The sequence below is a fragment of the Shigella dysenteriae genome (genome assembly GCF_022354085.1).
Lineage (GTDB): Bacteria > Pseudomonadota > Gammaproteobacteria > Enterobacterales > Enterobacteriaceae > Escherichia > Escherichia coli.
The window spans coordinates 2,018,384-2,029,772 of the sequence record NZ_CP055055.1 but is presented as its reverse complement, the minus strand read 5'-3'; the positions used below and the strand labels follow the sequence as shown (position 1 = coordinate 2,029,772).

Genomic DNA, 11,389 nt, shown 5'->3' with positions numbered 1-11,389 from the left:
TATTGCGGACATATCAAGAAAGCATAACACCTGAAATGCTCACTTTGCATCAGCATGGTGATACAGCTGATGTTTATTCTAAAACCTTACTCAAGTTCTAAGAGAGCACGGATTCCCTGTCATTAATAATGATATCCGTTAGTGTAGTCTTATGTATTTCAATGTACTGTAAGATTTGCAGATAGAGATCAGAAAGAATCACACTGGTTTCATCTTTTAAACGCAAGCGTAAAGCCTGATCAATAATATGACTATCAACATACCCATGCGTCATGAACACCTCCCTCTCGAGATTTTTAAACAAAGCACATTGAAAAATAAATCTCTCTGGGATTGAATTGTTCATGTCAGCCTCGTAGAAATATTTACCCAATAAAATTATGCTGTGTATAGTCTAAAGCGACAGACAAAAATAAGATGAATGAGTTTTCTATAAACTTATACTTAATAATTAGAAGTTACATATCATCAGCTGTGTATCGCAACACGATTTCCAGTGTTTTTCTAATCACATCAGCTTTGAGAATATCACTTGTTGTTTCCAGGGAGTGTATCAGACTTAAGATAATATTTTTATTATTAACATTATCGCCTGAAAGCATTAAATTGGTGACAGCCTGCCCTAACACAGCTGACTCTTCTTCTAACAAATTACCCGAACTGCGAAAGTAACTTGCTAACGCTTTATCAGTTATTGCATTATGAATTGTAGTATCTTCAAGCATGGTAACCTCTCATCTTACTTATGAAATTTTAATGTATTCTGTTTATTTTCTTACCATTGAACATACTTTTATTGTCAGCTGTCGCTGTTCTTCGGTTTGGCCCTCCTGAATCACTATTGCTAAAATCACGAATTATGCTGTCAATTAAATCGCGTCGGAAAGCATCTTCCTCAGCCGATTTCATTACGAGTAATTGCTTAATAAGAGTCTGCAATGAAAAATTTATCTTCATGCGCAGTATCTGGAGCACCGCCTGGCCAGTAATTTCATATTTTATACGTTCATTATCAGATATCTTCATAACGACTTCATAGCTAACCTGTTAAATAATCAGGCTGTTGCATTATTCAAAAAGCAACCCAATTAGTGCATTATAATGTTTCTGTTCCTCTTCCCCTGTCGCTTGTTCCAGTCGGCAAAGAAGTTTGGCACAAAGCGACTTTCGACTCAGATTACGTCCATCTTTCAAAATCTCAGTCACAATTTCCCCGAGAGTTTCCTGCTGAGTAGGCAAGTTAGCTTTTGCAAAGTAACGAGTGATTGCTCCCGCAGAATCTGAAGTCACTGAATTTTGATGCATGCTACGCCTCTGTTAAAAATGTTAATCAATGTTAAGTGAGGTAACAATAGCAAACTTGTACGAAATATGTGTACAGAATGATAAATTAATTTTTTGCAATTAGTGCTAATTCATATAAAACAATGCGTTATGATAAAACATATTGCATCATTTAAATGAAAACCCGTACAAGATTTTTCGCCAATTCGTGTTCAACTTTTGCCATCTTTTATCAATGTAAAGAAATAGTTATGTTTTGGTATTTAAAGAAAGACACAAGAAGATATGTCTGTTACCGTCTTACTCTCACCTCGCCCATTACCCTGGATTGTTAATGCTCACCACCCTTATTTATCGTAGCCATATACGTGACGACGAACCTGTCAAAAAAATCGAAGAAATGGTTTCGATAGCAAATCGCAGAAACATGCGGTCTGACGTAACAGGGATCTTATTGTTTAATGGTTCTCATTTTTTCCAGCTTCTGGAAGGTCCGGAAGAACAGGTTCAAATGATATATCGGGCTATATGTCAGGATCCACGGCACTATAATATTGTTGAGCTGCTGTGCGATTACGCGCCTGCTCGCCGTTTTGGCAAAGCGGGAATGGAATTATTTGATTTACGCCTGCACGAGCGAGATGACGTTTTACAGGCCGTATTCGACAAAGGCACATCAAAATTTCAGCTAACTTATGATGACAGAGCGCTACAATTTTTTCGTACTTTTGTCCTTGCAACCGAACAATCAACCTATTTCGAGATCCCTGCCGAAGACTCCTGGCTTTTTATCGCTGACGGATCTGATAAAGAACTTGATTTCTATACCCTTTCACCAAATATAAACGACCACTTTGCCTTTCATCCAATTGTCGATCCCTTATCGCGGCGGATAATCGCTTTTGAAGCCATTGAGCAAAAAAATGAAGATAGTCCATCAGCTATAGCGGTTGGGCAGCGTAAAGACGGGGAAATCTACAAAGCGGATCTCAAAAGTAAGGCGCTTGCATTCACGATGGCACACGCACTTGAGCTCGGTGATAAAATGATTTCAATCAATCTATTACCTATGACCCTGGTTAACGAGCCTGACGCAGTTTCTTTTTTAATTGATGAAATAAAGGCCAATGCTCTGGTGCCTGAACAAATCATCGTTGAATTTACTGAAAGTGAAGTCATATCTCGGTTTGATGAGTTTGCCGAAGCGGTTAAATCGTTAAAGGCTGCCGGTATCAGTGTAGCAATTGATCATTTTGGCGCAGGTTTTGCCGGTTTGTTACTCCTGTCACGCTTCCAGCCTGACAGAATTAAAATCAGTCAGGAATTGATTACCAATGTTCATAAAAGCGGACCACGGCAGGCAATTATTCAGGCGATCATAAAATGCTGTACATCACTTGAAATTCAAGTCTCTGCTATGGGCGTGGCAACACCAGAAGAGTGGATGTGGCTTGAATCCGCAGGAATTGAGATGTTTCAGGGGGATCTGTTTGCTAAAGCTAAATTGAATGGTATCCCTTCCATAGCGTGGCCAGAAAAAAAATAATTTTCAGCACATGATTTCAGTAAATCATCGTGAAAATGAATACGTTATGTTTAAATTTAATCCACATTAAAAATAATGTTTCATCCAAATTAGCTGAAATCTTATTTATACTTTGTACAATTTTAGCGTATATTGTACAAAGTATTATTGGGTCGTTTACAGGCGACGGAGATTTGTGACCGCAAGGAGGAATTGTGGCTTATTACAGCATTGGTGATGTTGCTGAACGTTGCGGGATTAATCCTGTCACTCTCCGGGCCTGGCAACGCCGCTACGGTTTGTTAAAACCACAGCGCAGTGAAGGCGGACACCGACTCTTTGATGAAGAAGACATACAACGTATCGAAGAGATCAAGCGTTGGATAAGTAATGGCGTCCCTGTAGGCAAAGTTAAAGCATTACTGGAAACCACCAGCCAGGATACGGAAGATGACTGGAGCCGCCTGCAAGAAGAGATGATGTCAATTCTTCGTATGGCTAATCCTGCCAAACTACGCGCGAGAATTATTTCACTGGGTCGAGAGTACCCAGTAGATCAATTGATTAATCATGTTTACCTTCCTGTTCGCCAGCGTCTCGTGCTTGATCACAACACCTCCCGCATTATGAGCAGTATGTTTGACGGCGCATTAATTGAATATGCAGCAGCCTCGCTTTTCGAAATGCGCCGTAAGCCCGGTAAAGAAGCCATTCTGATGGCGTGGAATGTTGAAGAGAGAGCTCGATTGTGGCTGGAAGCATGGCGTTTATCATTGTCAGGATGGCATATTTCTGTTCTTGCTGATCCCATTGAATCACCGCGCCCGGAACTGTTCCCGACGCAAACATTGATTGTCTGGACAGGCATGGCACCAACGAGAAGGCAAAACGAACTTTTACAACACTGGGGTGAGCAAGGTTATAAAGTCATCTTTCATGCCCCCTAATTTCACCTTTATCCCGCCCCTTAGACAGAATGTTATAATCTGAACCCACAACAGCGTTTGTACCGGAGCTGGTCCATTACAAAATGCTCACCGGGAGAATTCAGGTAATCCCCCTTTCACACTTTGTACATATCACAGCCAAAGGACAGACCAGATTGAAGTGGTAAAACCGATCGTGCACACTACGCAGTCTCACAACTAACAAGAGGTTATTATCCTGATGGATCAGGTCGTTGTTTTTCAAAAGATGTTTGAGCAAGTGAGAAAAGAGCAAAACTTCTCCTGGTTTTATTCAGAATTAAAACATCACCGTATTGCACATTACATTTATTATCTGGCTACGGATAACATCAGAATTATTACTCACGATGACACGGTTTTGTTATTAAGAGGAACCAGGAACCTGTTAAAAGTTAGTACGACCAAGAACCCTGCTAAAATAAAAGAGGCCGCATTGCTTCATATTTGCGGAAAATCTACATTTCGGGAATACTGTTCAACACTGGCAGGCGCGGGCGTTTTCCGTTGGGTTACTGATGTTAATCATAACAAACGCAGTTACTACGCCATTGATAATACGCTTTTATATATTGAAGATGTAGAAAATAATAAACCATTAATCTAGCTAAAGTTGGATGCTTAAGAAATGCTTCATAATTCAGTAAGGCATTAGCATAATGGGAATAAAAGTACAGAGACTATCCCTATGGATGATAAATACTGTCCTTTTATTGCTACCCATAAATAATCACCAGGCCAATACTATCAAATTGATATTTGAAATGTGATCACTTGACTTTCTATACGTTATTTTATAACGGTTAACATATTTATAAAACCAACGGGCGTGCCATACGCCCGTTTCAATACTTAACGCACATGTGTTTTGGTTTAGTCATCATCCAGTTATATGTATTTTAGCCAGGAACAGGTTAAACCTTTCCTATATAACTCAAAATTGAAACCTTATTCTCATGTCATGCTTATATTCATTATTATCGTTATATAAAAAGGCAACCATAATGTTTAGCAAATTGGCACAAAGTAGCATAAAGGCGATGTTTTAATTACAGGATGTTCAGTCATTTGAATGTATAACATTATAGCTAAACAAATCTAAAACGAAGTGAATAATTTATTGTTTTCACTAAATCTCATTTTGTTTAACATCCATTGAGATTCCTTGCTTTAAATTTTGTTTTATATAAGCAATCGTTTTAATTAATTTATTTTTTGAAGGGGTAATATACTCATATGCAAAATAAAGAAATGAACATCCAAATGAACTATATTAAATACCGTGGGATAAGACATAACAAATGAAGTGGGTAGTAATTGACACGGTAATTCAACCTACATGCGGCATATCTTTTTCAGCCATATGGGGTGATATGAAAATGATCATCTGGTATCAATCCACTATATTCCTCCCCCCTGGTAGTATATTTACACCGGTTAAGTCTGGTATTATCCTTAAGGATAAAGAATACCCTATTACTATTTATAACATCGCACCATTCAACAAGGATTTATGGCGTTTACTCAAAAGCAGTCAAGAGTGTCCTCCAGGAGAAAGCGAAATAACAAATAAATGTTTGCATAAGAGTTGTATTATAAAAATATGCCCATATGGGCTCAAGTAATGGATTTTATATAAATATGCTCGATATGCTATTAATAATATCCACATAAATAAAACAACGGGCGTGTTATACGCCCGTTTAAATATTTAACACATGTAGTGATTACATATTCTTGATGATCGCATCACCAAACTCTGAACATTTCAGCAGTTTAGCGCCTTCCATCAGACGTTCGAAGTCATAGGTTACGGTCTTCGCATTGATTGCGCCTTCCATACCTTTAACAATCAGGTCTGCGGCTTCGGTCCAACCCATGTGGCGTAACATCATCTCAGCAGAGAGAATAATAGAGCCTGGGTTAACTTTGTCCTGACCGGCATATTTCGGCGCAGTACCGTGGGTGGCTTCAAACAGGGCGCATTCGTCACCGATGTTTGCACCAGGGGCGATACCGATACCGCCAACCTGCGCTGCCAGGGCGTCAGAAATGTAGTCACCGTTCAGGTTCATACAGGCGATAACATCATATTCAGCCGGACGCAGCAGGATCTGTTGCAGGAAGGCATCAGCAATCACGTCTTTAATGACGATCTCTTTGCCGGTATTCGGGTTTTTAACTTTCAGCCACGGGCCGCCGTCGATCAGTTCACCGCCAAATTCTTCACGCGCCAGCTGGTAGCCCCAGTCTTTAAACGCGCCTTCGGTGAACTTCATGATGTTGCCTTTGTGCACCAGGGTCACAGAGTCACGATCGTTGGCAATTGCGTATTCGATCGCTGCACGAACCAGACGTTTGGTGCCTTCTTCAGAACACGGCTTAATACCGATACCGCAATGTTCCGGGAAGCGAATTTTCTTCACGCCCATCTCTTCACGCAGGAATTTAATCACTTTCTCGGCGTCGGCAGAGTCAGCTTTCCATTCGATACCCGCATAAATGTCTTCCGAGTTTTCACGGAAGATAACCATATCGGTCAGTTCAGGGTGTTTAACCGGGCTTGGGGTGCCCTGATAGTAACGTACCGGACGCAGGCAGATGTAGAGATCCAGTTCCTGGCGCAGGGCAACGTTCAGAGAGCGAATACCGCCACCAACCGGCGTGGTCAGCGGGCCTTTAATAGCAACGCGATATTCACGAATCAGATCAAGGGTTTCAGCAGGCAGCCAGACATCCTGACCATAAACCTGTGTGGATTTTTCACCGGTGTAAATTTCCATCCAGGAGATTTTACGCTCGCCTTTATAGGCTTTCTCGACTGCAGCGTCGACCACTTTCAGCATGGCTGGGGTTACATCTACACCGATTCCATCACCTTCAATGTAAGGGATAATCGGATTTTCAGGAACGTTGAGTTTGCCGTTTTGCAGGGTGATCTTCTTGCCTTGTGCCGGAACAACTACTTTACTTTCCATTCACCTCTCCTTCGAGCGCTACTGGTTTGCTCGTCTGCCACCACGTTGCATATGCGTTTGCGTCCTGCGATACGGATGCTTTAGAGCAATTTTTTGTTAATGATTTGTAATTGGCTTGTCAATACTACCCTATTGTTTGCCGTCATGAAAGATGCGCGTTATTAGGCTATAATGCGGCAATTCATAATCTCTGAAAATACCATGCAAAAAACTTCTTTTAGAAATCACCAGGTTAAGCGATTCAGCTTACAACGTTCTACCAGGCGTAAACCTGAAAACCAGCCCACGCGTGTGATCCTGTTCAATAAACCCTACGATGTTCTTCCGCAGTTCACCGATGAAGCCGGACGCAAAACATTAAAAGAATTCATCCCGGTTCAGGGCGTTTATGCAGCAGGTCGCCTTGACCGCGATAGCGAAGGGTTACTGGTGCTGACCAATAACGGCGCGTTGCAGGCGCGTTTAACCCAGCCGGGCAAACGCACCGGGAAAATCTATTATGTGCAGGTGGAAGGTATTCCCACACAAGACGCACTTGAAGCCTTGCGCAATGGCGTAACCTTAAATGATGGCCCTACCCTGCCCGCCGGCGCGGAGCTGGTTGACGAACCTGCGTGGTTATGGCCGCGGAATCCACCAATTCGTGAACGCAAAAGTATTCCCACCAGCTGGCTGAAGATCACCTTATATGAAGGACGTAATCGCCAGGTGCGCCGCATGACCGCCCATGTTGGTTTCCCCACGCTGCGACTGATTCGCTATGCGATGGGTGATTACTCTTTGGATAATCTTGCTAATGGCGAATGGCGAGAAGTGACAGATTAAGGATGCAAAATGTTTAAACCGCACGTTACCGTTGCTTGCGTGGTGCACGCAGAAGGCAAATTTTTAGTCGTTGAAGAGACGATTAATGGTAAAGCGTTATGGAACCAACCGGCGGGGCATCTGGAAGCGGATGAAACCTTAGTGGAAGCCGCCGCCCGTGAGCTGTGGGAAGAAACCGGCATCAGCGCGCAGCCGCAACACTTTATTCGTATGCATCAGTGGATTGCGCCAGATAAAACGCCGTTTTTGCGTTTCCTTTTTGCCATTGAGCTTGAGCAAATATGCCCGACCCAGCCTCATGACAGCGATATCGACTGCTGCCGTTGGGTTAGTGCCGAAGAGATTTTACAGGCCCCCAACCTGCGTTCGCAGCTGGTGGCGGAAAGTATTCGTTGTTATCAAAGCGGGCAACGCTATCCGCTGGAGATGATTGGCGATTTTAACTGGCCTTTTACAAAGGGTGTCATCTAAAAGGCTGCGTGATAGAATACGCCGCCTTGAAGTTCAATGTCGTGAGTGATCCAATGTCTGAAACCGCAAAAAAAGTAATCGTCGGCATGTCCGGCGGTGTCGATTCCTCCGTTTCTGCCTGGCTGTTGCAACAACAGGGATATCAGGTCGAAGGCCTGTTTATGAAGAACTGGGAAGAAGACGACGGTGAGGAATATTGCACAGCGGCAGCGGATCTGGCTGATGCCCAGGCTGTCTGCGACAAGCTCGGCATTGAACTACACACCGTTAACTTTGCTGCCGAGTACTGGGACAACGTCTTCGAACTGTTCCTTGCCGAATATAAAGCCGGTCGCACGCCGAATCCGGATATTCTCTGCAACAAAGAGATCAAATTTAAAGCCTTCCTCGAATTTGCCGCCGAAGATTTAGGTGCCGATTATATCGCTACCGGTCATTACGTACGTCGGGCAGATGTCGATGGCAAGAGCCGCCTGCTACGTGGTCTGGACAGCAATAAAGACCAGAGCTACTTCCTTTATACGCTCAGCCATGAGCAGATTGCGCAAAGCCTGTTCCCGGTCGGCGAACTGGAAAAACCGCAGGTGCGTAAGATTGCTGAAGATCTTGGTCTGGTCACCGCGAAGAAAAAAGACTCTACCGGCATTTGCTTTATTGGCGAACGTAAATTCCGCGAGTTCCTGGGCCGTTATCTTCCGGCGCAACCGGGCAAAATCATTACCGTCGATGGCGATGAAATCGGCGAGCACCAGGGGCTGATGTATCACACTCTTGGTCAGCGTAAAGGACTGGGTATCGGTGGCACCAAAGAAGGCACCGAAGAACCGTGGTACGTGGTCGATAAAGACGTCGAAAACAACATTCTGATTGTTGCGCAAGGCCATGAACACCCGCGGCTGATGTCTGTCGGGTTGATTGCCCAGCAGCTGCACTGGGTCGATCGCGAGCCATTTACCGGCACTATGCGTTGCACGGTAAAAACCCGCTATCGCCAGACCGATATCCCTTGCACCGTCAAGGCGCTGGACGATGATCGCATTGAAGTGATTTTCGATGAGCCCGTTGCCGCCGTGACGCCGGGCCAGTCTGCCGTCTTCTATAACGGTGAAGTGTGCCTCGGTGGCGGTATTATTGAGCAGCGTCTGCCGCTGCCGGTCTGATTATTATCTTTACTTAAAACAAGGAAGCAGTGAACGTGGCAAAGAATTACTATGACATCACCCTCGCCCTGGCCGGTATTTGTCAGTCGGCACGCCTGGTGCAACAACTCGCTCACCAGGGGCATTGTGATGCCGATGCGCTACACGTCTCACTCAACAGTATTATTGATATGAACCCCAGCTCGACGCTGGCGGTTTTTGGCGGTAGCGAAGCCAACCTGCGCGTCGGGCTGGAAACCCTGCTCGGCGTGCTCAATGCCAGCAGTCGCCAGGGCTTAAACGCCGAATTAACCCGCTACACACTCAGCCTGATGGTGCTTGAGCGCAAACTCTCCTCAGCGAAAGGTGCGCTCGACACTCTGGGCAACCGGATCAACGGCCTGCAACGCCAGCTCGAACACTTCGATTTACAGTCCGAAACGCTGATGAGCGCGATGGCTGCTATCTATGTTGATGTGATCAGCCCGCTTGGCCCGCGTATTCAGGTCACCGGTTCCCCTGCTGTACTGCAAAGCCCACAAGTGCAGGCGAAAGTTCGCGCAACCCTGCTGGCAGGCATTCGCGCCGCCGTGCTCTGGCACCAGGTCGGCGGCGGACGTCTGCAACTGATGTTTTCTCGTAATCGCCTGACCACTCAGGCAAAACAAATTCTTGCTCATTTAACCCCGGAGTTGTGATCTATGGAATTATCCTCACTGACCGCCGTTTCCCCTGTCGATGGACGCTACGGCGATAAAGTCAGCGCGCTGCGCGGGATTTTCAGCGAATATGGTTTGCTGAAATTCCGTGTACAAGTTGAAGTACGTTGGCTGCAAAAACTGGCCGCGCACGCAGCGATCAAGGAAGTTCCTGCTTTTGCTGCCGACGCAATCGGTTACCTTGATGCAATTGTCGCCAATTTCAGCGAAGAAGATGCCGCACGCATCAAAACCATCGAGCGTACTACTAACCACGACGTTAAAGCGGTTGAGTATTTCCTGAAAGAAAAAGTGGCGGAGATCCCGGAACTGCACGCGGTTTCTGAATTCATCCACTTTGCCTGTACTTCGGAAGATATCAATAACCTCTCCCACGCATTAATGCTGAAAACCGCGCGTGATGAAGTGATCCTGCCGTACTGGCGTCAACTAATTGATGGCATTAAAGATCTCGCCGTTCAGTACCGCGATATCCCGCTGCTGTCTCGTACCCACGGTCAGCCAGCCACGCCGTCAACCATCGGTAAAGAGATGGCAAACGTCGCCTACCGTATGGAGCGCCAGTACCGCCAGCTTAACCAGGTGGAGATCCTCGGCAAAATCAACGGTGCGGTCGGTAACTATAACGCCCACATCGCCGCTTACCCGGAAGTTGACTGGCATCAGTTCAGCGAAGAGTTCGTCACCTCGCTGGGTATTCAGTGGAACCCGTACACTACCCAGATTGAACCGCACGACTACATTGCCGAACTGTTTGATTGCGTTGCGCGCTTCAACACCATTCTGATCGACTTTGACCGTGACGTCTGGGGTTATATCGCCCTTAACCACTTCAAACAGAAAACCATTGCTGGTGAGATTGGTTCTTCCACCATGCCGCATAAAGTTAACCCGATCGACTTCGAGAACTCCGAAGGGAATCTGGGCCTTTCCAACGCGGTATTACAGCATCTGGCAAGCAAACTGCCGGTTTCCCGCTGGCAGCGTGACCTGACCGACTCCACCGTGCTGCGTAACCTCGGCGTGGGTATCGGCTATGCGCTGATTGCGTATCAATCCACCCTGAAAGGCGTGAGCAAACTGGAAGTGAACCGTGACCATCTGCTGGATGAGCTGGATCACAACTGGGAAGTGCTGGCTGAGCCAATCCAGACAGTTATGCGTCGCTATGGCATCGAAAAACCGTACGAAAAGCTGAAAGAGCTGACTCGCGGTAAGCGCGTTGACGCCGAAGGCATGAAGAAGTTTATCGACGGTCTGGCGTTGCCAGAAGAAGAGAAAGCCCGCCTGAAAGCGATGACGCCGGCAAACTACATTGGTCGCGCCATCACCATGGTTGATGAGCTGAAATAAACTCGTATCAGTGCCGGATGGCGATGCTGTCCGGCCTGCTTATTAAGATTATCCGCTTTTTATTTTTTCACTTTACCTCCCCTCCCCGCTGGTTTATTTAATGTTTACCCCCATAACCACATAATCGCGT

Annotated in this window: 16 protein-coding genes; 11 read left to right on the top strand and 5 right to left on the bottom strand. The window is 45.4% G+C overall.

The features are described 5' to 3' along the window. Positions 1–97 precede the first annotated feature (97 nt). From ymgC to ycgZ, 4 genes are all read right to left on the bottom strand, one after another. Entirely contained in the window at positions 98–346 is a 249-nt protein-coding gene (gene ymgC / locus HUZ68_RS09740) for a protein YmgC (RefSeq protein WP_023307906.1), read from the bottom strand. 112 nt (positions 347–458) lie between these two features. Beyond that, complete coding sequence (gene ariR / locus HUZ68_RS09735; RefSeq protein WP_000888772.1) at positions 459–725, bottom strand: biofilm/acid-resistance regulator AriR; 267 nt, start codon at positions 723–725, stop codon at positions 459–461. Positions 726–753: 28 nt separating this feature from the next. Further along, positions 754–1,026 carry a two-component-system connector protein YmgA gene (locus tag HUZ68_RS09730; RefSeq protein WP_239594163.1) on the bottom strand — a complete coding sequence of 91 codons (273 nt, stop codon included), beginning with the start codon at positions 1,024–1,026 and terminating at the stop codon, positions 754–756. 42 nt (positions 1,027–1,068) lie between these two features. Beyond that, on the bottom strand, positions 1,069–1,305 hold the full coding sequence (gene ycgZ / locus HUZ68_RS09725) for a regulatory protein YcgZ (RefSeq protein ID WP_000554153.1): 237 nt from the start codon (positions 1,303–1,305) through the stop codon (positions 1,069–1,071). 313 nt (positions 1,306–1,618) lie between these two features. Between ycgZ and bluF the strand changes: the two genes are divergently transcribed. The 6 genes from bluF (at position 1,619) to HUZ68_RS09695 (ending at position 5,399) form a co-directional block, all read left to right on the top strand. Then, the gene (bluF, locus tag HUZ68_RS09720; RefSeq protein WP_023307905.1) at positions 1,619–2,830 is read left to right on the top strand and encodes a blue light-responsive regulator BluF; all 1,212 of its coding nucleotides are present in this window, start codon (positions 1,619–1,621) and stop codon (positions 2,828–2,830) included. Between the two features lie 194 nt (positions 2,831–3,024). Continuing rightward, entirely contained in the window at positions 3,025–3,756 is a 732-nt protein-coding gene (gene bluR, locus HUZ68_RS09715) for a DNA-binding transcriptional repressor BluR (protein WP_000332300.1), read from the top strand. 220 nt (positions 3,757–3,976) lie between these two features. Further along, positions 3,977–4,381, top strand: coding sequence for a DUF1398 domain-containing protein (locus tag HUZ68_RS09710; protein WP_000373101.1), 405 nt, complete (start codon positions 3,977–3,979; stop codon positions 4,379–4,381). A gap of 52 nt (positions 4,382–4,433) precedes the next feature. Continuing rightward, positions 4,434–4,544, top strand: a complete 111-nt coding sequence (gene ymgL, locus HUZ68_RS09705; protein ID WP_032143442.1) for a protein YmgL — start codon at positions 4,434–4,436, stop codon at positions 4,542–4,544. Positions 4,545–4,778: 234 nt separating this feature from the next. Beyond that, positions 4,779–4,823 carry a protein YmgK gene (locus HUZ68_RS09700; RefSeq protein WP_120795380.1) on the top strand — a complete coding sequence of 15 codons (45 nt, stop codon included), beginning with the start codon at positions 4,779–4,781 and terminating at the stop codon, positions 4,821–4,823. Positions 4,824–5,075: 252 nt separating this feature from the next. Next, positions 5,076–5,399: an anti-adapter protein IraM gene (locus HUZ68_RS09695; RefSeq protein ID WP_069913938.1), complete on the top strand. Its 324-nt coding sequence runs from the start codon at positions 5,076–5,078 to the stop codon at positions 5,397–5,399. A 102-nt stretch (positions 5,400–5,501) separates the two neighbouring features. Here HUZ68_RS09695 and icd read toward each other — a convergent pair whose 3' ends face one another. Continuing rightward, entirely contained in the window at positions 5,502–6,752 is a 1,251-nt protein-coding gene (gene icd, locus HUZ68_RS09690) for an NADP-dependent isocitrate dehydrogenase (protein WP_000444487.1), read from the bottom strand. 171 nt (positions 6,753–6,923) lie between these two features. Between icd and rluE the strand changes: the two genes are divergently transcribed. From rluE to purB, 5 genes are read left to right on the top strand one after another with little or no spacing between them, the layout of a single operon-like run. After that, complete coding sequence (gene rluE / locus HUZ68_RS09685) at positions 6,924–7,577, top strand: 23S rRNA pseudouridine(2457) synthase RluE (RefSeq protein ID WP_069913939.1); 654 nt, start codon at positions 6,924–6,926, stop codon at positions 7,575–7,577. A 9-nt stretch (positions 7,578–7,586) separates the two neighbouring features. Further along, the gene (nudJ, locus tag HUZ68_RS09680) at positions 7,587–8,048 is read left to right on the top strand and encodes a phosphatase NudJ (protein WP_069913940.1); all 462 of its coding nucleotides are present in this window, start codon (positions 7,587–7,589) and stop codon (positions 8,046–8,048) included. 53 nt (positions 8,049–8,101) lie between these two features. Continuing rightward, the gene (gene mnmA, locus HUZ68_RS09675) at positions 8,102–9,208 is read left to right on the top strand and encodes a tRNA 2-thiouridine(34) synthase MnmA (protein ID WP_001353282.1); all 1,107 of its coding nucleotides are present in this window, start codon (positions 8,102–8,104) and stop codon (positions 9,206–9,208) included. A 35-nt stretch (positions 9,209–9,243) separates the two neighbouring features. Next, positions 9,244–9,885 (top strand): high frequency lysogenization protein HflD, encoded by a 642-nt coding sequence (gene hflD / locus HUZ68_RS09670; RefSeq protein ID WP_001297479.1) that lies wholly within the window; start codon positions 9,244–9,246, stop codon positions 9,883–9,885. Between the two features lie 3 nt (positions 9,886–9,888). After that, on the top strand, positions 9,889–11,259 hold the full coding sequence (gene purB, locus HUZ68_RS09665; RefSeq protein ID WP_069913941.1) for an adenylosuccinate lyase: 1,371 nt from the start codon (positions 9,889–9,891) through the stop codon (positions 11,257–11,259). Positions 11,260–11,389 lie beyond the last annotated feature (130 nt).